General features: G+C 66.4%; 18 protein-coding genes and 2 tRNA genes. 13 read left to right on the forward strand and 7 right to left on the reverse strand.

Annotation, left to right across the window (positions count from 1 at the left end; translation table 11 throughout):
* Positions 1-52: 52 nt before the first annotated feature.
* The 6 genes from rsmG to rpmH all read right to left on the reverse strand — a co-directional run bounded on the left by rsmG (position 53) and on the right by rpmH (position 3,445).
* Positions 53-760: a 16S rRNA (guanine(527)-N(7))-methyltransferase RsmG gene (rsmG, locus tag H0264_RS01250; RefSeq protein ID WP_181582255.1), complete on the reverse strand. Its 708-nt coding sequence runs from the start codon at positions 758-760 to the stop codon at positions 53-55.
* An 82-nt stretch (positions 761-842) separates the two neighbouring features.
* The gene (locus H0264_RS01255; protein WP_181582256.1) at positions 843-1,394 is read right to left on the reverse strand and encodes a Jag family protein; all 552 of its coding nucleotides are present in this window, start codon (positions 1,392-1,394) and stop codon (positions 843-845) included.
* Between the two features lie 38 nt (positions 1,395-1,432).
* Positions 1,433-2,500, reverse strand: coding sequence for a membrane protein insertase YidC (gene yidC / locus H0264_RS01260; RefSeq protein ID WP_181582257.1), 1,068 nt, complete (start codon positions 2,498-2,500; stop codon positions 1,433-1,435).
* A 4-nt stretch (positions 2,501-2,504) separates the two neighbouring features.
* The gene (yidD, locus tag H0264_RS01265) at positions 2,505-2,843 is read right to left on the reverse strand and encodes a membrane protein insertion efficiency factor YidD (protein ID WP_181582258.1); all 339 of its coding nucleotides are present in this window, start codon (positions 2,841-2,843) and stop codon (positions 2,505-2,507) included.
* A complete protein-coding gene (gene rnpA / locus H0264_RS01270; RefSeq protein ID WP_181582259.1) occupies positions 2,840-3,214 on the reverse strand; it encodes a ribonuclease P protein component in 375 nt (124 codons plus the stop codon). The genes yidD and rnpA overlap by 4 nt, the downstream gene beginning before the upstream one ends.
* Positions 3,215-3,301: 87 nt before the next feature.
* The gene (gene rpmH, locus H0264_RS01275) at positions 3,302-3,445 is read right to left on the reverse strand and encodes a 50S ribosomal protein L34 (RefSeq protein WP_033085250.1); all 144 of its coding nucleotides are present in this window, start codon (positions 3,443-3,445) and stop codon (positions 3,302-3,304) included.
* A 491-nt stretch (positions 3,446-3,936) separates the two neighbouring features.
* Here rpmH and dnaA point away from each other — a divergent pair, with 491 nt between their 5' ends.
* The 13 genes from dnaA (at position 3,937) to H0264_RS01335 (ending at position 19,676) form a co-directional block, all read left to right on the forward strand.
* Positions 3,937-5,772 (forward strand): chromosomal replication initiator protein DnaA, encoded by a 1,836-nt coding sequence (dnaA, locus tag H0264_RS01280; protein ID WP_181582260.1) that lies wholly within the window; start codon positions 3,937-3,939, stop codon positions 5,770-5,772.
* 755 nt (positions 5,773-6,527) lie between these two features.
* Positions 6,528-7,697 carry a DNA polymerase III subunit beta gene (gene dnaN, locus H0264_RS01285; protein ID WP_181582261.1) on the forward strand — a complete coding sequence of 390 codons (1,170 nt, stop codon included), beginning with the start codon at positions 6,528-6,530 and terminating at the stop codon, positions 7,695-7,697.
* 151 nt (positions 7,698-7,848) lie between these two features.
* The gene (gene recF / locus H0264_RS01290; protein WP_181582262.1) at positions 7,849-9,078 is read left to right on the forward strand and encodes a DNA replication/repair protein RecF; all 1,230 of its coding nucleotides are present in this window, start codon (positions 7,849-7,851) and stop codon (positions 9,076-9,078) included.
* Entirely contained in the window at positions 9,071-9,646 is a 576-nt protein-coding gene (locus H0264_RS01295; RefSeq protein ID WP_181582263.1) for a DUF721 family protein, read from the forward strand. Before recF ends, H0264_RS01295 begins: the two co-directional genes overlap by 8 nt.
* A gap of 422 nt (positions 9,647-10,068) precedes the next feature.
* Positions 10,069-12,108, forward strand: a complete 2,040-nt coding sequence (gene gyrB, locus H0264_RS01300) for a DNA topoisomerase (ATP-hydrolyzing) subunit B (RefSeq protein WP_181582264.1) — start codon at positions 10,069-10,071, stop codon at positions 12,106-12,108.
* An 86-nt stretch (positions 12,109-12,194) separates the two neighbouring features.
* The gene (gyrA, locus tag H0264_RS01305; RefSeq protein WP_181582265.1) at positions 12,195-14,711 is read left to right on the forward strand and encodes a DNA gyrase subunit A; all 2,517 of its coding nucleotides are present in this window, start codon (positions 12,195-12,197) and stop codon (positions 14,709-14,711) included.
* Positions 14,712-14,755: 44 nt separating this feature from the next.
* Positions 14,756-15,694 (forward strand): DUF3566 domain-containing protein, encoded by a 939-nt coding sequence (locus H0264_RS01310; protein WP_231083792.1) that lies wholly within the window; start codon positions 14,756-14,758, stop codon positions 15,692-15,694.
* 207 nt (positions 15,695-15,901) lie between these two features.
* Positions 15,902-15,975: transfer RNA gene (locus H0264_RS01315), tRNA-Ile, on the forward strand.
* Positions 15,976-16,004: 29 nt separating this feature from the next.
* The gene (locus tag H0264_RS38230; RefSeq protein ID WP_218007277.1) at positions 16,005-16,112 is read left to right on the forward strand and encodes a DLW-39 family protein; all 108 of its coding nucleotides are present in this window, start codon (positions 16,005-16,007) and stop codon (positions 16,110-16,112) included.
* 30 nt (positions 16,113-16,142) lie between these two features.
* A tRNA-Ala gene (locus tag H0264_RS01320) sits at positions 16,143-16,215 on the forward strand.
* A gap of 93 nt (positions 16,216-16,308) precedes the next feature.
* Positions 16,309-17,337, forward strand: coding sequence for an adenylate/guanylate cyclase domain-containing protein (locus tag H0264_RS01325; protein WP_181585207.1), 1,029 nt, complete (start codon positions 16,309-16,311; stop codon positions 17,335-17,337).
* A 498-nt stretch (positions 17,338-17,835) separates the two neighbouring features.
* Positions 17,836-18,831: an ATP-binding cassette domain-containing protein gene (locus H0264_RS01330; protein WP_181582266.1), complete on the forward strand. Its 996-nt coding sequence runs from the start codon at positions 17,836-17,838 to the stop codon at positions 18,829-18,831.
* Positions 18,828-19,676: an ABC transporter permease gene (locus H0264_RS01335; protein WP_181582267.1), complete on the forward strand. Its 849-nt coding sequence runs from the start codon at positions 18,828-18,830 to the stop codon at positions 19,674-19,676. Before H0264_RS01330 ends, H0264_RS01335 begins: the two co-directional genes overlap by 4 nt.
* Positions 19,677-19,866: 190 nt before the next feature.
* On the opposite strand, the gene glmS is transcribed toward H0264_RS01335, so the two are convergent.
* Positions 19,867-21,705: a glutamine--fructose-6-phosphate transaminase (isomerizing) gene (gene glmS, locus H0264_RS01340; RefSeq protein ID WP_181582268.1), complete on the reverse strand. Its 1,839-nt coding sequence runs from the start codon at positions 21,703-21,705 to the stop codon at positions 19,867-19,869.

Below are 21,705 nucleotides of genomic sequence, written 5' to 3' on the forward strand. Positions count from 1 at the left end.
CGGGCGTACGGCAATTCTGAAGTATGGATATTCCGAATCAATCGGCAACGAATCAGCGGCGTTTGGCGCGCGCCTCGGCCCGACGCTCCTTGCGGGGGAGCCGCTCGGCACTGATCACCACCGTGGGGGTCTCCAGGATCCCGACACCGCATTCGAGGACCTCCGCGTGGCCCGCACCGGCCTTGGTGAGTTCGGCGCGATCGCGCTCCAACTCCTCGGCCGCGCTGATCCCCTTGAGGGCGATCATCTTTCCGTGATCACGCACCAGCGGCAGGGACCAGCCGGCCAGCTTCGCCAGGGGAGCCACCGCGCGGGAGGTGACCACATCCGCGCCGCCCGCCTCCTTCCGCACGCCCGGCTGCTCGGCCCGCCCGCGCACGATCACCACATTGTCGAGCCCGACGGCCTCCACGAACTCGGCCAGAAAGATGGTGCGGCGAAGCAGCGGCTCCACCAAGGTGATTCGCAGATCCGGCCGCGCGATGGCGAGCGGGATGCCCGGGAGCCCCGCGCCGCTGCCGACATCCACGACGCTCGCACCCTGGGGGAGGAGTTCGCCGACCACGGCGCAATTCAGGATGTGCCGATCCCAGAGCCGGGGAACCTCACGCGGACCGATCAGCCCGCGCTCGACACCCGCGCTCGCGAGCACGTCGTAGTAGCGGCGAGCCATGTCCACCCGGTCTCCGAAGACGACCGCGGCAGCGGCGGGCTCGACAACTGGCTCGGTCACTTCGGCTCCTGGTTCCACGTGAAACATCCTTCCGCAATCGGCCTTGGATAAAGCGTAGGGCCCCCGGGATCACACTCCCGGGGGCCCTACGTTCAGTACTGTCCGCGTGTCACGCGGGGAGGACCACCACGCGGCGGCTGGGCTCCACGCCTTCGCTCTCGCTCACGACACCGTCGACGGCGGCGACCGCGTCGTGCACGATCTTGCGCTCGAACGGGGTCATGGGGGAGAGGGCTTCGCGCTCACCGGTTTCCAGCACGCGCTTGGCCGCCTCGGTGCCGAGCGCGCTCAACTCGGAGCGGCGCTTGGCCCGCCAGCCCGCGACATCCAGCATGAGCCGGCTGCGCACGCCGGTCGCCTGCTGCACGGCCAGGCGGGTGAGTTCCTGGAGAGCATCCAGCACCTCGCCACGACGGCCGACCAGCTTGGTCAGATCCTTGCCGCCATCGATGCTGACGACCGCGCGGTCGCCCTCCACATCGAGATCGATATCGCCGTCGAAGTCGAGGACGTCCAGCAGCTGCTCCAGGTAGTCGCCGGCGATCTCGCCCTCTTCGATGAGCGCTTCCTCGGAGTCGGTGGCCGGCTCCGCCGCCTCGGTCTCCGGTGCCGCCGTCGCAGCCGTCACTGTGGGGTCCCCTCCGTCGGTTTCAACAGTCATGGTTGTTTCCTTCATCTGGAGTTGTCAGTCGTGGAGTCTCAGCGCCGCTTCTTCTGGTTGGCGCGACCACGGTTGCCGGAGCGCTTCTTGGCGCCCGCCGGCTTGGCACCGGCCGCCGGCTTCGAACCATTCGTGGCGGCCTGCGGGGTGTCGGAACCGGTCTCCGCGTCGGCGTCCTGCGCCGGCTTCTTGCGGGTGTCGACGGTCGGCTTCGCGCCCGGCTTCGGAGCATTCGCGGCGCGGCGCTCGAGCGCGGCGGCCTTCTTCTCCTCCTCTTCCTGGGCCATGCGGCCGAAGACGAGGTGCTGCTGCGCATAGGTCCAGATGTTGTTGGACACCCAGTAGATCAGGATGGCGATCGGCAGGAACGGACCACCGACGAGCACACCGAGCGGGAACACCCACAGCGCCAGCTTGTTCATCATGGCGGCCTGCGGGTTGGCCAGCGCCTCGGGCGACTGCCGGGCCACGGAGGCGCGGGCATTGAAATGCGTTGCCAGACCGGCGATCACCATGAGCGGAATCGAGACGGCCGCAATGGCCACCTTGCTGGGGATGCCGCCGTAGTGCGCGAAGGAATCCAGCACCGCCTGCGGCTCGGTGATGTACGCCGAGAGCGGAGCGCCGAAAAGTCGTGCGGTGAGGAAGGATTGGACGTCGTCGGCATTGAAGACGTAGTTCGGCGTCTGCGCGTTCAGCTCGGGGCTCATGCCCAGCTGTCCGAACCCGTGGCCGGTGCGGTTGAACGAGCGCAGCACATGGAACAGGCCGAGGAACACCGGCACCTGCAGCAGCACGGGCAGGCAGCCCATGAGCGGGTTGAAGCCGTGTTCCTTCTGCAGCTTCTGCATCTCGAGCGTCATCTGCTGACGATCGTTCTTGTACTTCTTCTGCAGTTCCTTGATCTGCGGCTGCAGTTCCTGCATCTGCTTGGTCGTGCGGACCTGCTTCACGAACGGCTTGTAGAGCACGAGCCGGAGCGTGAACACGAGGAACACCACGGCCAGCGCCCAGGCGAATCCACTGTCCTTGCCCAGCGCGAACCCGAACACGCGGTGCCAGAACCAGAGGATCCACGACACCGGGTAATAAATGAAGTCGAGCACGGCTCTATGCACTCCCGTCGTTCGTATCGCCGGTCACCGCGGACGATGACCCTTCATAAGCTTGCGCCCCGTCCCGATCCCGCTCGGCGCGAGCGGCCTTGCGTTCGGGTACGGGGTCCCACCCACCAGGGTGCCAGGGCGCACATTTCACCAAACGGACGGCCGTCAATCCGAGTCCGACGAACAGTCCGCGGGTGCGCAACGCTGTCACCGCGTACTCGCTGCAGGTGGGCGTGAAGCGGCACACCGGCATGCGGGTGGGGGAGATATAGGTCCGATACAGCTCGATGAGGAATATCAGAGCTTTGGCCGGTATGCGGGCAGCCGCGCGGAGGGCGCTCATGAGTCCGTGGCGCCGAGTTTGCGGATGCCGCTGCGCATCTGCCGTTCGAGTTCGGCCGACGGGGCGTCCGCCGCGCCCGGCAGGGCGCGAATGACAATGTCCGCGCCGTCCGGCAGTTCGCCCGCCAGACTTGCGCAGATATGACGCAGGCGGCGAGCCACCCGGTGGCGAACCACCGCCGGACCCACCGCCTTGCTGACGATCAACCCGAAACGCGGACCGCCTGTCCGAATGGCAGGGGTCTGGGTGTCGGTTCGATCGTCGTGTAGCAGTACGTGCACAACGAGATCCCGTCTCCCGATCCGCCGGCCCTGGCGCACCGTCCGGGAGAAGTCGGTACGCCGATGCAGCCGGAACGGCTCAGGCAGCACCTGAGCGTCCGGTGTACGACGAAGGGATGAGGGATCGGCGACTACACGGCGTGCCGTGAGTCAGGCGCCGCATCCGGGATAGCCGGATCAGGCGGTCAGCTTGGCGCGGCCCTTGCCACGGCGCGCCGACACGATGGCGCGGCCCGCACGGGTGCGCATCCGGAGACGGAAGCCGTGGACGCGCGCCCGACGACGGTTGTTCGGCTGGAACGTCCGCTTGCCCTTGGCCACGGTCAACACTCCTCTAGGTGGTGGGCGTCCGGTGACGCCCGAAGTTTGTTCGGTGATACGTGCTCTCGGTGGATCGGGAGGATCCTCCGGCGCAATACCCGATCGGGCAGGGCAGCAGACAGCCGCCACCGCACCATTAGGGTGACTGTAGAAGGGTACTTACCGCCCTCTCGAGGGTCAAACTCGGGGGTCAGGGGGCGACTCGGGTGGCGCTTGCTGCGGGTTCGTGTCGCGGGGCGGGTTGTGTGTATGGTCCTTTCCTGGCCGTTGAGCTGTGCTTGTTTGGGGCACTTAGCAGGGCTCGCGAGCCGCCGCCGGAACTGTTGCCAGCTGTTAGCTGAAGAACCGCAGGTCCGCGCCCGATTCGGGGGATTCGACGCGATGTGACGCGCATCCCCAGGTTTTCCACATCTGTGGATAATTGTGTGGAAAGACCCCTGGAGTGGCATATTCGTAGGGCCGATCGCCTAGCTCCGGGGAGGACAACGTTCGTGGACGACGAGCAGAACGTACTGACTGCTGTATGGCCCGAGGTTATCGCCGAGCTCGCGAGCGGCAGCGCCGACGGGGAGATTCAGCCGGTCAGCAAGGCGCACAAAGCCTGGCTCGGCATCATCGAACCCATTACCTTCCTGCAGGGCTTCGCCCTGCTGTCGGTGCCCGGCACCATGGCGCAGGAGGTGGTCGAGCGTGACCTGCGCGAACCCATCCTGCGCAGTCTCGCCCGGCGCGGCCTGCAGGTCGAGGGCCTGGGCGTGCGCATTCGCGCCGCGCAGAACAACTCCGGCGACCGCGCCCCCGCCGCCCCGCGACACGCCCGCATGACCTCGCGACCCGAACGCCCGCGTGAGTCCGATCACGCGCCCATGGGATATCAGCCCGCGCCCGCGCCGCCTCCGGTCGAGCGCGCACAGGCCCACTACCAGGCGCCGCAGGAGTATGCACAGCCCCGCTACCTGCCGCCCTCGGACTACCCGGCCGAGTACGGCGAGCGCGAAGCTTATCCACCTGTGGAATTCGGGCAGCCTCCGATGGCCGAAGAGTTGCCGGTCCCCGTTCCGGAGCCCGCGGCAGCCCCCCGGCGACGCGAATCCCACCGGCAGCCGGCCATGCCGCCGGGCCAGGAGTCGCTGTTCTCGCCGGAGCCGGATCCCGAACCCGCGCCCATGCCGGCCCCCGCACGGCGGCCGGTGGACGACGACGAGCACGGCGACGAGGAGCCGGTGGTCAATGTCCGCAACAACTGGCCCACGTATTTCAACAAGCCGCCGGAGCGCGAAACCCCCGCGCCGTCGTCGTCGGCCAGCCTGAACGCCAAGTACACCTTCGAGACCTTCGTCATCGGCGCCTCCAACCGGTTCGCACACGCGGCCGCGGTGGCCATCGCGGAGGCTCCGGCACGCGCCTACAATCCCCTTTTCGTTTGGGGTGCTTCGGGTTTGGGCAAGACACACCTACTGCACGCCGCCGGGCACTACGCGCAGCGGCTGTTCCCGGGCATGCGGGTGAAGTACGTATCCACAGAGGAATTCACCAACGACTTCATCAACTCGCTGCGTGACGACCGGAAGGTGGCGTTCAAGCGCCGCTACCGGGAGACCGACATCCTGCTGGTGGACGACATCCAGTTCATCGAGGGCAAGGAAGGCATCCAGGAGGAGTTCTTCCACACCTTCAACACCCTGCACAACGCGAACAAGCAGATCGTCGTGTCGTCGGACCGGCCGCCCAAGCAGCTGGCCACCCTGGAGGAGCGGCTGCGCACGCGCTTCGAGTGGGGTCTGATCACCGACGTACAGCCGCCGGAGCTGGAGACGCGCATCGCGATCCTGCGCAAGAAGGCGCGCATGGACCGGCTGGATGTGCCGCACGACGTGCTGGAACTCATCGCCAGCCGGGTCGAGCGCAATATTCGTGAGCTCGAGGGCGCGCTCATCCGCGTCACGGCGTTCGCGTCGCTGAACGGGCAGCCGCTGGACCTGTCGCTGGCCGAGGTCGTGCTGCGCGACCTCATGCCGGACACCGCCACGCTGGAGATCACGGCGGCCACGATCATGGCCGTGACCGCGGAGTACTTCAACACCACGCTGGAAGAACTGACCGGTCCCGGCAAGGCCCGCCCGCTCGCGCAGGCCCGGCAGATCGCCATGTACCTGTGCCGGGAGCTCACCGACCTATCCCTACCCAAGATCGGTCAGGCCTTCGGCCGCGACCACACGACGGTCATGTACGCCGAGAAGAAGGTGCGCAAGGAGATGACCGAGCGCCGGCGGGTGTACGACCAGGTTCAGGAACTCACAGCCCGGATCAAGCAGAGATCCCGGTAATCCACAGCTAACAGGCCCCCACGTCGATTGACGTGGGGGTCTGCTGTTTTCAGGGGTGTGGATTCCTCGAGGAGTCCTCGAGGAAAGCTTGTGGAGTCCTCGAGGAATCCTCGAGTTATGCACCGGTTTGCCCCCAGGCCGCTACTCACAGCGGTGCACAACCGGTAGTGCACAGTTCCCACAGGTTGGTTCATCCTCGAGGGCTGACCTGCCCGGATGCGAGTTGTGCCCTGTGGATTCCTCGAGGAGTCCCTGTCGACTCCTCGAGGAATCCTCGAGTTGTCCCCGGTTTAACTCAGATGTGAGGGGATCGGGCAGGAATCGGGGAGCAACTCGAGGATGGCTCGAGGATGAATGTGGAAAGTGGCGTTGCTTCCACAGCCACTCCCGGTTCATCCTCGAGACACCCAACGGACATCCCCACGCCGCCACACCCTCCGACCTGCGGGGATCGGCGAAGTCCACAGAACTAACAGGACCTACTACTACTTCATTTCTCTTCTTCTGATTACTTCTTTAAAACAGGGTGTGTGGAAACTCGGGTCTGGGAGTGAACGGATCGACGGGTAGCTCCTCCCGACTCGAACGCGGCAGGGAGAAGAGGAGGGAGGGCTGTCCCAGCCGTCCGTTGCGCCCGGAGGGTCGGAGTAGGCGCTGACGCGGTGCGCGGGTACGGTTTGGTGTCGGCCCCGTGTGCGAGACTGCCGATTACTCAGATCCGTTTGATCGAGACACTGGAGAGGACAGACCGGGCGATGGAGCTTGCAAGCATGAAGTTTCGGGTCGCCCGCGAGGACTTCGCTGAATCCGTAGCCTGGGTGGCCCGTAGCCTGCCGTCGCGGCCTCCGGTCCCTGTGCTGGGTGGCGTTCTCCTCGTGGCTGACGAGGACGGCCTGACGGTCTCCGGATTCGACTATGAGGTCTCCGCGCAGATGCGCGTCGCAGCCGAAGTAGCCGGACCGGGTCAGGTGCTGGTGTCGGGCCGCCTACTGGCCGATATCACGAAGGCGTTGTCCAACAAGCCTGTTGATGTCTCCGTCGACGGCACTCGCGTGCTGATCCAGTGCGGCAGCGCCAAGTTCTCCCTGCCGACCATGCCGGTCGAGGACTACCCGCAGCTGCCCGAACTTCCTCCCCAGACCGGTGAACTGGGTGTGGATGTCTTCTCCGCCGCCGTCGGCCAGGTGGCCGTCGCCGCGGGCCGGGACGACACGCTCCCCATGCTCACCGGCATCCGGGTCGAGATCGAAGGCCCCAAGGTCGTGCTCGCGGCCACCGACCGCTTCCGCCTCGCGGTGCGCGAACTCGAATGGCAGCCCGGACGCGCCGATGTGGAGACCGCGGTGCTGGTCCCTGCCCGCACCCTGTCCGAGTCCGCGAAAACCCTCGGTGCGTCCGATCAGCCGGTGCAATTGGCGTTCGGTACCGGCACCGACGGCCTGCTGGGCATCGTGAACGGCGGCCGCCGCACCACCACGCGCCTGCTCGACGCGGAATTCCCCAAGTTCCGCCAGTTGCTCCCCAAGGAGCACACCTCCATCGCCACGCTGACGGTGAGCGCGCTGACCGACGCCATCAAGCGTGTGGCGCTGGTGGCCGAGCGCGGCGCCCAGGTGCGCATGGAGTTCTCCGATCAGGGCCTGCTGCTGTCCGCCGGTGGCGACGATGCCGGCCGCGCCGAGGAGTGGCTGGAGGCCGAGTTCCGCGGTGAGCCGCTGACCATCGCCTTCAACCCCGGCTACCTGGTGGACGGCCTGAACGCCCTGCACTCGGATCGCGCCATCTTCGGCTTCACCACCCCGAGCCGTCCGGCGGTGCTGCTGCCGGCGCCGGAGGAGGAGCCCGCGCAGCTGGATTCCGGTGCGTTCTCGGCGCTTTCGGGTAACTACATCTACCTGTTGATGCCGGTCCGGCTCCCGGGCTAGCGGCTACGGCCGACAGTCTGTGCACACTGTTGACAACCCTGTGAAAAAGTCGGTGCGACAGGGCAATTCGCCGCATTCCGGTGAAACGCCCCTGGTTGATCCACAATTGCACAGGGTTATCCCACGTCGCGCGATGGGCATGGTGGCGTAGATGTACGTCCGGGCGTTGTCGCTGCTCGACTTCCGCTCCTGGGAGCGTGCCGAACTCGAATTGCCGCCGGGGCGAACCACTTTCCTGGGCTCCAATGGCAACGGCAAGACGAATCTGGTCGAGGCCATCGGCTATCTGTCCACACTCGGTTCCCACCGGGTGTCGGCGGATGCCCCGCTGATCCGGATCGGCGCGCAGCGCGCCCGGATCGGCGCCACGGTGGTGAACACCGGTCGTGAACTGCGCATCGACATGGAGCTCAATCAGGGGGCCGCGAACAAGGCGCAGATCAATCGTTCGCCGGTGCGCCGGCCTCGGGAGATCCTGGGGATTCTGCATACGGTGCTGTTCGCGCCCGAGGATCTGTCGCTGGTGCGCGGTGATCCGTCCGAGCGCAGGCGCTTCCTGGACGAGCTGGCCACCGCGCGGCTGCCGCGGCTGGCGGGTGTGCGCGCGGATTACGACAAGGTGCTGCGGCAGCGCTCCGCCCTGTTGAAAACCGCTGGGCGCAATGCTCGTTCGGGCGCGCGGGGTGCGGAGATGAGCACCCTGGACGTGTGGGACGGGCATCTCGCCGCGCACGGTGCGGTGCTGCTGGCGCAGCGGCTGCGACTGGTGCACGAACTTTATCCACATCTTGCACAGGCCTATGGATCGATCGCCCCGGAGTCGCGACCTGCGTCGATCGCGTACCGAAGCGGTTATCTCCCAACAGAATTCCAGGATCCCGCACGTTCTCCACAGGCTGATGACGAAGCGGTGCTGGAGTCGATCCTGTTGCGCGAGTTGGGGAATGCGCGACAGAAGGAACTCGAGCGCGGCGTGTGCCTCGTCGGCCCGCACCGCGACGATCTGGAACTCATGCTGGGCTCCGCACCCGCGAAGGGTTTCGCCAGTCACGGCGAATCCTGGTCCTTCGCACTGGCTTTGCGGCTCGGCGCGTTCGAATTGCTGCGCACCGCGGGCACCGATCCGGTGCTGATCCTCGACGATGTGTTCGCCGAACTGGATCGCCGTCGCCGCACCGCGCTGGCCGCCGTCGCCGCCACCGCCGAGCAGGTTCTCATCACCGCCGCTGTGCCCGAGGATGTTCCGCCGGAACTCGAAGCCAACCCCCTGCGCGTGGAAACCACCGGGGAAGCCGATCGTCGCACCTCCCACGTGTCGGTGGGATGCGGCAGAATCACGGCAGGTAACGGGGCTGCGGAAGAGGGAGCTGTGGATGGCTGACCAGCCGGAGAAACAGGATCCGACCCCGGGCGCGTCAGGTCCGGAGGGGGAACTGCGCGGCGTCGATCTCGCGCGGCGCGCACTCGAGGAGGCCAGGGCCGCTGCTCGCGCCCGCGGTCAGAACGTGGGGCAGGGGAGGGCCTCGCCGCGCAAGGGCGGTGTCCGTGCCCTGCGCCGGCGTCGCACCGGCTGGTCGGGTGCGGGCCCGGACGACCGTGATCCGCAGACACTGTCGTCGCTGGCCATGGCGCTGGCCAAGGGCCGCGGCTGGTCCGGCAAGGTCGCCGAGGGCACGGTATTCGGACGCTGGGCGCAGGTGGTGGGGGAGGACATCGCCTCGCACGCCAATCCGGTCACGCTCGAGAACGGCGTGCTGAGCATCCAGGCCGAGTCGACGGCGTGGGCGACACAGTTGCGGCTCATGCAGTCGCAGATTCTGGCGAAGATCAATGCGGCGGTCGGGCACGGCACCGTCACCTCGCTGCGCATCAACGGCCCGACGGCCCCGAGCTGGCGGCACGGCGATCGGCACATCAAGGGCCGCGGACCGCGCGACACCTACGGATAGGGGCCGATGACGGGGGAGTGGTGCTGTTCGCGATCCGTCACGGTGACGCGTTGACGTTTCACGTGGAACGTCGCCCTGGCTAGATCGCGGCGAACTTCTGCGCAAACCCTGTCACCGCCACGCGCGGATCGCCCGCTGAAGCCCTCCGGACCCCCATCGCCCATGACCGGACCCGTCGATGGTCGATTTCACGCACCTACGACGCATTCAGGGGTGTCATAGGTGCGTTCCTTGTCGGTCCTACCAGTAGGATGGGGGAGTAACTAGCGGCGATACCTCCCGGCGCGTTTCGCGACAGCTCGCGCGTGGGTCCGTAATTCTCGAGCAGACATGGCTCACATGTCCCCGAGGGCCCCACGTGTGCCGTCCGCGCTGTGCCCGGAGGATCAGCAAGTAAGGAGAGCTACCGACCAGTGGCTGCCATGGACTCCAACGCAGACGGCTCGACCCAGCCCAAGTCAGGCAACGGCTACGGTGCCGACTCCATCACCGTCCTCGAGGGCCTCGAAGCGGTCCGCAAACGTCCCGGTATGTACATCGGCTCCACCGGTGAGCGCGGTCTGCACCACCTCATCTGGGAGGTGGTCGACAACTCCGTCGACGAGGCGATGGCCGGTTACGCCAGCCGCGTCGACGTGAAGCTGCTCGCCGACGGCGGCGTCGAGGTGATCGACGACGGCCGCGGTATCCCCGTCGCCATGCACGCGCAGGGTGTGCCCACCATCGAGGTGGTCATGACCCAGCTGCACGCGGGTGGCAAGTTCGACTCCGACGCGTACGCCGTCTCCGGCGGTCTGCACGGCGTCGGCATCTCGGTGGTGAACGCGCTGTCCACGCGCCTCGAGGCCGAGGTGGACACCGACGGTTTCCACTGGACCCAGGAGTACAAGGACTCTCGTCCCGGCAAGCTCGTGCAGGGTGCGGCGACCAAGCGCACCGGCACCACCATCCGGTTCTGGCCGGACGCGGAGATCTTCGAGACGACCACCTTCAACTTCGAGACGGTCGCGCGGCGTCTGCAGGAGATGGCGTTCCTGAACAAAGGCCTCACCATCACCCTCACCGACGAGCGGGTCTCCGAGGGCGATGTCACCGACGAGGTGGTGTCCGAGACCGCCGAGGCGCCCAAGCACGCCGAAGAGGGTGTGGCGGCCCCGGCCGAGCCGAAGGTGAAGACCCGCACCTACCACTACCCGGGCGGGCTCGAGGACTACGTCAAGCACATCAACCGGACCAAGACGCCGATCCACAATTCGATCGTGTCGTTCACCGGCAAGGGCACCGGGCACGAGCTCGAGGTGGCCATGCAGTGGAACTCGGGTTACTCCGAGTCCGTGCACACCTTCGCCAACACCATCAACACGCACGAGGGCGGCACGCACGAAGAGGGCTTCCGCGCCGCGCTCACCACGGTGGTGAACAAGTACGCGAAGGACAAGAAGCTCCTCAAGGAGAAGGACGGTAACCTCACCGGTGACGACATCCGTGAGGGTCTCGCCGCCATTGTGAGCGTGAAGATCGCCGATCCGCAGTTCGAGGGCCAGACCAAGACCAAGCTCGGCAATACCGAGGTCAAGTCGTTCGTGCAGCGCACCTGCAACGAGCACCTGACGCACTGGTTCGAGGCCAACCCGGCCGACGCGAAGACGATTGTCACCAAGGCGGTTTCGTCCGCGCAGGCCCGTGTCGCCGCGCGTAAGGCGCGAGAACTGGTGCGGCGCAAGAGCGCGACCGATATCGGTGGACTCCCGGGCAAGCTGGCCGACTGCCGTTCCAAGGATCCGAGCAAGTCCGAGATCTACATCGTGGAGGGTGACTCCGCCGGTGGCTCGGCCAAGTCCGGGCGCGACTCGATGTACCAGGCGATCCTGCCGCTGCGCGGCAAGATCATCAATGTCGAGAAGTCGCGTATCGACAAGGTGCTCAAGAACAATGAGGTCCAGTCGATCATCACGGCCTTCGGCACCGGCATCCACGACGAGTTCGATATCGCCAAGCTGCGCTATCACAAGATCGTGCTGATGGCCGACGCCGATGTGGACGGCCAGCACATCTCGACCCTGCTGCTGACCCTGCTGTTCCGCTTCATGCGGCCGCTGGTCGAGCACGGGCACGTGTATCTGGCTCAGCCGCCGCTGTACAAGCTCAAGTGGCAGCGGTCCGAACCGGAGTTCGCCTACTCCGACCGGGAACGCGACGGGCTGCTGGAGCGCGGCCTGGCCGCCGGCAAGAAGATCAACAAGGACGACGGCGTGCAGCGCTACAAGGGTCTCGGCGAGATGAACCCGAAGGAGCTGTGGGAGACCACGATGGACCCGGCCGTCCGGGTTCTGCGTCTGGTCACCCTGGATGACGCCGCCGCGGCGGACGAGCTGTTCTCGGTCCTCATGGGCGAGGACGTGGAGGCCCGCCGCAGCTTCATCACCCGCAACGCCAAGGACGTGCGGTTCCTCGACGTGTAAGTGGCGCGGGGCAGAGGGATTCGAACCCTCGGCCCCTGCGTGCCACCGCCCGAGAACCCCAAATGACCTCTTACGGAGACTGATTCATGACAGAGACCGAGTTGCCCCCCTCCGGCGGCGACCGCATCGAGCCGGTCGACATCCAGCAGGAGATGCAGAACTCCTACATCGACTACGCCATGAGCGTGATCGTCGGCCGTGCGCTGCCGGAGGTCCGTGACGGCCTCAAGCCGGTGCACCGCCGGATCATGTACGCGATGTACGACAACGGGTATCGGCCCGATCGCGGTTATGTGAAGTCCGCGCGCCCGGTCGCCGACACCATGGGTAACTATCACCCGCACGGTGACACGGCCATCTACGACACCCTCGTGCGTATGGCGCAGCCGTGGTCGCTGCGGTATCCGCTGGTCGACGGCCAGGGCAACTTCGGTTCGCGCGGCAACGACGGCGCGGCCGCCATGCGTTACACCGAGTGCCGCCTGACGCCGCTGGCCATGGAGCTGCTGCGCGAAATCGACCACGAGACGGTCGATTTCATCCCCAACTACGACGGTAAGACGCAGGAGCCGGTCGTTCTCCCGGCCCGCGTCCCCGTGCTGTTGATGAACGGCTCCAACGGCATCGCCGTCGGTATGGCCACCAATATTCCGCCGCACAACCTGACGGAACTGGCCGAGGCCATCTACTGGGCGCTCGACAATCACGAGGCGGACGAGGAGTCCACCCTCGCGGCGTGCATGGAGCGCGTGAAGGGCCCGGACTTCCCGACCGCCGGCCTGATCGTCGGCACCCAGGGCATTCACGACGCGTACACGACCGGCCGCGGCTCCATCAAGATGCGCGGTGTGGTCGAGATCGAGGAAGACAATCGTGGCCGCACCACGATCGTCATCACCGAGCTGCCGTACCAGGTGAACACCGACAACTTCATCAACTCGATCGCCGAGCAGGTGAAGGACGCGAAGATCGCGGGCGTCTCCGACATCCACGACGAGTCCTCCGACCGTGTCGGCATGCGCATCGTGGTGACGGTCAAGCGTGACGCGGTCGCCAAGGTCGTGCTGAACAACCTGTACAAGCACACCCAGTTGCAGACCAGCTTCGGCGCGAACATGCTGTCGATCGTCGACGGGGTGCCGCGCACGCTGCGCCTGGATCAGATGATCCGGCTGTACGTGAACCACCAGTTGGACGTCATCATCCGGCGCACGAAGTACTTGCTGCGCAAGGCGGAGGAGCGCGCCCACATCCTGCGTGGTTTGGTGAAGGCGCTCGATCAGCTCGACGCTGTGATCGCCCTGATCCGCCGCTCGGCCGACACCGAGACCGCGCGCACCGGCTTGATGCAGTTGCTGGATATCGACGAGATCCAGGCCACCGCCATTCTCGATATGCAGCTGCGCCGCCTGTCCGCCCTGGAACGGCAGAAGATCCTCGACGAATTGGCCAAGATCGAGGCCGAGATCGCCGACCTCAAGGACATCCTGCTCAAGCCGGAGCGGCAGCGCGCCATCGTGCGCGACGAGCTGGCCGAGATCGTCGACAAGCACGGCGACGACCGCCGCACGAAGATCATCGCCTCGGACGGCGACGTCCAGGACGAGGATCTGATCGCCCGCGAGGACGTGGTCGTCACCATCACCGAGACCGGGTACGCCAAGCGCACCAAGACCGACCTCTACCGTTCGCAGAAGCGCGGCGGCAAGGGCGTGCAGGGCGCGGGTCTCAAGCAGGACGACATCGTCCGGCACTTCTTCATCACCTCCACGCACGACTGGCTGCTGTTCTTCACCAACCTCGGCCGCGTGTACCGGGCCAAGGCGTACGAGCTGCCGGAGGCCAACCGCACCGCGCGCGGCCAGCACGTGGCGAACCTGCTGGCCTTCCAGCCGGACGAGAAGATCGCCCAGGTCATTCAGATCAAGTCGTACGAGGATTCCCCGTACCTGGTGCTGGCGACCCGCAACGGTCTGGTGAAGAAGTCCAAGCTGACCGACTTCGATTCCAACCGCTCCGGCGGCATCGTGGCGGTCAATCTTCGCGATGGTGACGAATTGGTCGGTGCGGCACTGTGTTCCGCCGAGGACGACCTGCTGCTCGTCTCCGCGCACGGCCAGTCGATCCGCTTCTCCGCCAACGACGAGGTGCTGCGTCCCATGGGCCGCGCCACCTCCGGCGTGCAGGGCATGCGCTTCAACACCGACGATGAACTGTTGTCGCTCAATGTCGTTCACGAGGGCGACGAATCGAACTATCTGCTTGTCGCGACGGCGGGCGGGTACTCCAAGCGCACGGCCATCGACGAGTACACGGCGCAGGGCCGAGGCGGCAAGGGCGTCTTGACTATTCAGTACGACGAGAAACGTGGCAGTCTGGTCGGGGCGCTCATCGTCAATGACGACGACGAGCTGTACGCGATTACCTCCGGTGGCGGCGTTATTCGCACCGCGGCGAATCAGGTTCGCAAAGCCGGACGCCAAACCAAGGGCGTCCGGTTGATGAACCTGGGCGGGGACGATACGTTGCTGGCGATCGCTCGGAACGCGGATGAACCCGACCAGGTTGCCGAAGACGACACCAGCGGTTCGGCGAAGCAGTAGTTTCACCACAGCAGCGGCGGCAGAACGAATCGAAGGATTCACCATTGACCACGAATCAGCCGAATGACCAGCGGGGTCACGCCAATGGCGTGACCGAGCGGATCGCCCCGTCCCCGATTCCGCCGCGGCCCATTCCGCGGCCGGGTGCCTCGAACGAATCGGGCGTGCCGATTTCGCCCGAAACACCGGACAACTCCGGCGAATTCGTGGAGAACGCGCACGATTCGGCGGCCGCCGCGGAGCCGTCGGATCAGCAGTCCGCCGGTTCGCCCTTCCAGGAGGGCTGGTCTCAGCTGCCGCAGCGCGAGCCGCAGTCCAACCTGTACCGGCCCGGTCAGTCGCCCACCACGGGGCGGCCGGCCGGCGGTGTGGGTCTGAACGCCGGTGTCTCCAATGCGCGCACCACGGCCGACCTGGCGGCCAAGGCGGCCCGCAAGGAGGCGGCCATGGTGAAGTCCGTCGGCATCGACGGACCGACCCGCAGCATCGCCCGCCCCGAACTCGTGAAGGATCTGCCCGATCTGTCCGAGCTGCGGCACCCGCTGCCGCCGCCGGAGCCGATCGCGCCGACCGGCCCGGTCTCGCCGTCCGCCCCCGCGGCGGTCGCGCAGGCCGCGGCCACCGGTGAGCCGCTGCGCGCCACCGTGCAGCTGCGCCACATCGACCCGTGGTCCACGCTGAAGGTGTCGCTGGTGATCAGCGTCGCCATGTTCTTCGTGTGGATGCTCGCGGTCGGCCTGCTCTACCTCGTGCTCGAGGGCATGGGCGTGTGGGAGCGGCTCAACAGCACCTTCACCGAAATGGTGTCGGACAGTTCGTCTTCCGCGCTCGTGGACGCCGGCACCGTGTTCGGCTACGCGGGCGTCATCGGCCTCATCAACGTGGTCCTGCTGACCGCGCTGTCGACGGTCGGCGTGTTCGTCTACAACCAATGCTGCGACCTCGTCGGCGGCATCCAGGTGACCCTGGCGGACCCGGACTAGACCTTCCAGGTCTGAAAGGGGTGTGGGGACCAAGTCCCCACACCCCTTTTTTGTGGGATCGGGGTGGCGCGGCCCCGCCGTACGGGGGTTCGGGGGCGAAGCCCCCGAGGGGCCCGGGAGCGGGTTTGACCTGCCGTTTTGGAGGTCGGAGGTTCGGTACGGTAATCTTTGGCCTCGGTTCGAGAGACACTCTCGGAACCGAGATGAGGGCCTATAGCTCAGGCGGTTAGAGCGCTTCGCTGATAACGAAGAGGTCGGAGGTTCAAGTCCTCCTAGGCCCACTCCCGAGAATCACAGTAGGGTGGGATTCATGAAATTTCTCCTCACGATCGGCCTGGTGGCCGCGGTGATCTTCGGAATCAGCAAACTGCGTCAGCGCAATGATGCCGACCTCTGGCACGAGGTCACCACTCGCTGATCGAAAACCTCGGGGAGATTCTCCCCGTCCGGGGCCTTAGCTCAATTGGCAGAGCACTGCCTTTGCAAGGCAGGGGTTAGGGGTTCGATTCCCCTAGGCTCCACTTCTTCTTGCTCCTCCGCTGTGACATCTCACCGATGTCGTCTGACACGAGAACTCGCAGCGAATTCCCGCATCATCACCACGTAAGGTGGCGATCATGGCCTCCCCCGAGATCTCGAAACTCGTTCAATCCGTGGTGGAGCCGTATCTGCTGAACGGCGAGCGCAAATACAACCGGCGTGAGGTGGCGGCCAAGAGTGGCGCGCCGACGTCGCTGACCAGACGCTTGTGGATCGCCCTGGGTTTTCCCGCGCATCCCGATGACGACGCCATCGAATACTCCGACGCCGATATCGCGGCCGCCAAAAGCTTCGGCCGGCTGAAAGTGCTGGCGGGCGCGGACATTCACCGCCAGACCACGGCCGCCCGCACGCTGGGGCGGTCCATGGCCCGGCTGGCCGAGTGGCAGGTGGATCTGATCACCGAGGAGATCCTGTACCGCACCGAGGCGCGCATGAAGGCCGATCCGGCCGCGAATCAGGAGGATGTGGCGCGGGTCGTCACCGAAGAGGTGATGAACGAGATCGAGGCGCTCATGACCTACGCGTTCCGCCGGCACCTGGACGCGGCGCTGGCGCGCTCGCTGGACGAGGGCTCGGTCGCGGGGGACACCATGCGGGTGATGGCGGTCGGGTTCGCCGACATGGTCGGGTACACGCGTCTCACGCGGCACCTGGAACCGGACGAATTGTCTTCTCTCCTCGAGGCATTCGAGGCGGCGACGAGCAATGCGATCATCGCCAACGGCGGCTGGGTCATCAAGAACGTGGGCGACGAGGTCATGTTCGCGGCCAATACCGCCGAGGAGGGTGCGCGCATCGCGCTGGCCGTCCAGGAGGCCGCCACGGCCTCGCACGGCGTCACCCAGGAGTTGCGGGTGGGTCTGGCCTACGGCGAGGTGCTGCAGCGCTTCGGGGACCTCTACGGGTCGGTGGTGAACGTGGCCGCGCGCCTCACGGGTGTGGCGCGTCCGGGCACCGTGCTCGTGGACGATGGCGCGGCGGCGGCGATAGCGGGCAACCCGCAGTTCGAATTGACCCATCTGCGTGGTGTGCGAGTGCGCGGCATCAACCGGCTGCGCGGGCATGTGCTGCGCCGCAATGTGATTCGTCCCCTGGTGTAGCCGGGCGGGAAACCTGCTCCGGATATGGGAGCGGGCCTCGGCGAAGGGGGGGAGTTAGCCGAGGCCCGCGTAAGGTCGGCCCGGGGGGGAGGGGCCGACGGGAACGATCCTACGCGAGATATGGCGTTTGTGTGGCCATCGCGGGTCCGCGTTCCAAGATTTTTTGCGGAGAAGATGTCGTACCCGGGTGGGACCATCGGGTCGTGCCGCAAAAAGTGATGCCGGACGGGCGAATTCGAGTAGTGCGCTACTCGCGATTCGGGCATCTTCGCGGGCGGATCATCGAATCGGCCGCATCCCGTACCGGCACCCCCGAGCACCGCCGGACCCCCAACGGGATGCGGCCTTTCCCGTGTCACAGGTCTTTCACTTCCGGAATTTCGGATGACTTCCACGCCCGAAATGGGCAATACTGGCCCGTAGTGTCCGGTCTTGTTCGCAGCGTTTATGCAGATCAGAGCCAACACGGCTCGAAATCTACGAGACATCAGGAGAATCATGCCCGACGCAATAGTCGCCGAGGGGCTGGTGAAGCGGTACGGCAAGTTGACCGCCTTGGACGGCCTCGACCTGTCGGTACCGGAAGGGACGGTCACCGCACTGCTGGGCCCCAACGGCGCCGGTAAGACCACCACCGTCCGCGTCCTCACCACCCTGCTCATCCCCGACTCCGGCAGTGCGACCGTCGCCGGGGTCGATGTCCTGAAGGATCCGCAGCTGCTGCGCTCGCGCATCGGCGCGTCCGGCCAGTACGCCGCGGTCGACGAATACCTCACCGGCTTCGAGAACTTGGAGATGGTGGGCCGGCTGTACCACATGGGCGTGCAGCGCAGTAAGGAGCGCGCCCGGGAGCTGCTGGAGCGTTTCCGCCTCACCGATGCCGCCGACCGCCCGGTCAAGGGCTACTCCGGCGGTATGCGCCGCCGGCTCGACCTGGCCGGCGCGCTGGTCGCGAATCCGCCGGTGCTGTTCCTGGACGAACCGACCACCGGCCTGGATCCCCGTGCACGCCTGGATCTCTGGGATGTCATCGAGGAACTGGTCGCGGGCGGCACCACGCTGCTGCTCACCACGCAGTACATGGAGGAGGCCGACCGGCTGGCCGATTCGATCGCCGTCATCGACCACGGCAATGTGATCGCCGAGGGCACCGCCGACGAATTGAAGGCCCTGGTCGGCGGCGACCGCATCGAACTCGTCGTGGAGCACGCCGATCAGCTCGCGATCGCCCAGCAGGCCCTGGAAGGGCTGGCACAGGGCGAGATCCGGCTGGAGCCGAGCCTGCGCCGCATCGTCGTGCCGGTGAACGACGGGTCCCAGGCGCTGGTGGACGCCATCGGCCAGCTCACCAAACACGAAGTGCGGCTGCACGATGTGGGGCTGCGGCGGCCGTCGCTGGACGATGTGTTCCTCTCGCTCACCGGGCACGAGGCCGAGGAACTGGTCAACGGCGCGAAGGAAGCTCAGGAGACGGTGGGAGGTGGAGCCCGATGAGCGCGACCCTGGCCGTGGCCGAAAAGCCTTCGTCGGCAGAACGATTGACGATGCTGATCAATGACAGCATCACGATCACCAAGCGCAATGTCATCAAGATCAAGCGCGTACCCGATGTGCTGATCTTCTCGACGCTGTCGCCGATCATGTTCGTGCTGCTGTTCGCCTTCGTGTTCGGCAATGCCATCAAGGTGCCGGGCCTGGAGGGCGGTTACCGCGAGTTCCTGATCGCCGGCATCTTCGCCCAGACGGTCGTCTTCGGCGGCACCTTCACCGGTCTGAGCCTCGCCGAGGACATGCAGAAGGGCATCATCGACAGGTTCCGCTCGCTGCCCATGGCGCCGGCCGCGGTGCTCATCGGACGCACCGCCGCCGATGTGGTGATCAACGTGGTCAGCCTCGTGGTCATGTCGCTGACCGGCCTGGTGGTGGGCTGGCGGATTCGCGGATCGTTCTTCGACGCCGTGCTGGCCTACATCCTGCTGCTGCTGTTCGCCTACGCGGTGTCGTGGATCATGGCCGTGATCGGCCTGATCGTGCGCGCGCCCGAGGTGTTCAACAACGCGGTGTTCATGGTGATCTTCCCGCTCACCTTCCTGGCCAACACCTTCGTGCCGCTCAACGACCTACCCGGTGCCTTGAAGGTGTTCGCCGAATGGAACCCGGTGTCGGCGCTCACCGAGGCCACCCGCGTGCTGTTCGGCAATACCAGCGACGCCTTCCCGCCGCCGGACACCTGGTCCATGCGGCATCCGGTGGCGACCACGTTCATCTGGATCGCGGTGATCCTGGCGATCTTCGTGCCGCTGGCGGTGCGGCAGTACAAGCGGTCAGTGAGCCGCTGAGTAATCCGGCGAAGGCGCGGAGCCGTTGCGCGAGTAACCCAGGCGCGGCGGCTCCGCGGCCGGAGCGGCCGGCTGGGGGCGTTTGCTCAGAAAGAACGCGACGACTCCGCCTGCCGCTGCCAGTAGTGCCGCCAGAATGACTTTGTTCCGCAATGGCCCCATGCAAACCACTCTGGCACAGCACCGAATTTCATTCCACTGTCACGCTCTTGGCCAGGTTGCGGGGCTTGTCGATATCGCGGCCCAGTGCGGTGGCGGTGTAGTAGGCGAGCAGCTGCAGCGGGATCGTCAGGATGATGGGGTCCAGTTCCGGGCCGACCGCCGGAACGCGAATGACGGCGTCCGCCAAGCCTTCCGGGAGATCGGTATTGGTGACCGCGATGACCGGGCCGCCGCGCGCCTTGATCTGCTCGATGGTGGTGATGTTCTTGGCGAGGAGTTCGTCATTGGGGACGAGGACGACGCTCGGCATCTCCGAGTCGATGAGCGCCAGCGGGCCGTGCTTGAGTTCGGAGCCCTGATACGCCTCGGCGTGAATGTAGGAGATCTCCTTGAGCTTCTGCGCGCCCTCGCGCGCGACCGGCCAGGCGCGGACGCGGCCGATGAAGAACATGCTGCGCGCCTTGGCATATCGGGCCGCGATATCGGCGATGGCGGCCTCGGCGGCCAGCACCGACTCGATGGCCTCGGGTAGCGCGCGCAGGCCCGACACGACGCGTTCGCCGGCGGCGGTCGACAGGTCGCGGACGCGCCCCAGCAGCAGCGCCAGCATGGCGAAGGAGACGGTCATATTGGTGAGCGCCTTGGTGGAGGCCACCGATACCTCCGGACCGGCGTGCAGGAACACGCCCGCACCGCATTCGCGGGCGATGGCGCTGCCCACCACATTCACCGCACCGATGACCCGGCCGCCCTTGCGCTGCAATTCCTGAACGGCCGCAAGGGTATCCAGGGTTTCGCCGGACTGGCTGATCGCGACGTACAGAGCGTCCGGATCGACCACGGGATTGCGGTAGCGGAATTCCGAGGCCGGTTCGGCCGTGGCGGGAATCCGCGCCAGTTCCTCCACCAGCTGCGCGCCCAGCTGGCCCGCGTAATAGGCGGAGCCGCAACCCAGGAACACCACCTTGCTGATGCCGCGCAGTTCCCGGGCATCCATGTTCAGGCCACCCAGGATCGCGGTCGCGAAACGCTCGTCCAGGCGGCCGCGCAGGGCGCGGCGCACCGCGTCGGGCTGCTCCGACATCTCCTTGCGCATGAAGTCCGGGTAGCCGCCGAGCGCGTAGTCCTCGGCCGCCATATCGATGGTGGTGGGAATCTTGTCGGTGCGGCGCGCCTCGAGTCCCAGTGTGCTGGTGCGGAATTCGCGGGCGCGCACGGTGGCCAGCTCGCCGTCGTCGAGGAACACCACGCGCTGGGTGTGGTGCACGAGCGCGGACACATCGGAGGCCACGAACATCTCGCCGTCGCCGACGCCGAGCACGATCGGGCTGCCGTTGCGGGCCACCACCAGCTCGTCGGGGCGGCGCGAATCCAGCACCAGCAGACCGTAGGTGCCCTCCACCCGATGCAGGGCGGTGCGGACGGCGTCCTCCAGGGTTTCGCTGTCGTCCAGGGCGGCGGCGATGAGGTGCGCGATGGCCTCGGTGTCGGTCTCCGACAGGAACGTCACGCCTTCGGCGGTCAGCGCGGCGCGCAGTTCCTCGGCGTTCTCCACAATGCCGTTGTGCACCACCGCGATCCGGCCGCTGCCGTCGGTGTGCGGGTGCGCGTTCGCGTCACTGGGTTCGCCGTGCGTGGCCCAGCGGGTGTGCGCGATGCCGACCGTGCCGCGCAGTCGCGCCGCGTCACCGTCCACCTTGGTGCGCAGATCCTGCACGCGCCCCTGGGTTTTGGTGATCCGCAGCTTGCCGCGATGCGGCACCGCCAGACCGGCGGAGTCGTAGCCGCGGTACTCCAGCCGGTGCAAACCCTCCAGCAGGACCGGAACGGCTTCGCGGTGGCCGATGTATCCGACGATTCCACACAT

The organism is Nocardia huaxiensis (genome assembly GCF_013744875.1).
Taxonomy (GTDB): domain Bacteria; phylum Actinomycetota; class Actinomycetes; order Mycobacteriales; family Mycobacteriaceae; genus Nocardia; species Nocardia huaxiensis.

Excerpts from the sequence above, each read along its gene's own strand:
- gyrA (WP_181582265.1), top strand. The coding sequence starts at position 12,195 with ATGACAGAGACCGAGTTGCCCCCCTCCGGCGGCGACCGCATCGAGCCG.
- rsmG (WP_181582255.1), bottom strand. The coding sequence starts at position 760 with ATGTTTCACGTGGAACCAGGAGCCGAAGTGACCGAGCCAGTTGTCGAG.
- H0264_RS38230 (WP_218007277.1), top strand. The coding sequence starts at position 16,005 with ATGAAATTTCTCCTCACGATCGGCCTGGTGGCCGCGGTGATCTTCGGA.
- H0264_RS01335 (WP_181582267.1), top strand. The coding sequence starts at position 18,828 with ATGAGCGCGACCCTGGCCGTGGCCGAAAAGCCTTCGTCGGCAGAACGA.
- glmS (WP_181582268.1), bottom strand. The coding sequence starts at position 21,705 with ATGTGTGGAATCGTCGGATACATCGGCCACCGCGAAGCCGTTCCGGTC.
- yidD (WP_181582258.1), bottom strand. The coding sequence starts at position 2,843 with ATGAGCGCCCTCCGCGCGGCTGCCCGCATACCGGCCAAAGCTCTGATA.
- gyrB (WP_181582264.1), top strand. The coding sequence starts at position 10,069 with ATGGACTCCAACGCAGACGGCTCGACCCAGCCCAAGTCAGGCAACGGC.
- H0264_RS01255 (WP_181582256.1), bottom strand. The coding sequence starts at position 1,394 with ATGACTGTTGAAACCGACGGAGGGGACCCCACAGTGACGGCTGCGACG.
- H0264_RS01330 (WP_181582266.1), top strand. The coding sequence starts at position 17,836 with ATGCCCGACGCAATAGTCGCCGAGGGGCTGGTGAAGCGGTACGGCAAG.
- H0264_RS01295 (WP_181582263.1), top strand. The coding sequence starts at position 9,071 with ATGGCTGACCAGCCGGAGAAACAGGATCCGACCCCGGGCGCGTCAGGT.
- recF (WP_181582262.1), top strand. The coding sequence starts at position 7,849 with ATGTACGTCCGGGCGTTGTCGCTGCTCGACTTCCGCTCCTGGGAGCGT.
- dnaN (WP_181582261.1), top strand. The coding sequence starts at position 6,528 with ATGGAGCTTGCAAGCATGAAGTTTCGGGTCGCCCGCGAGGACTTCGCT.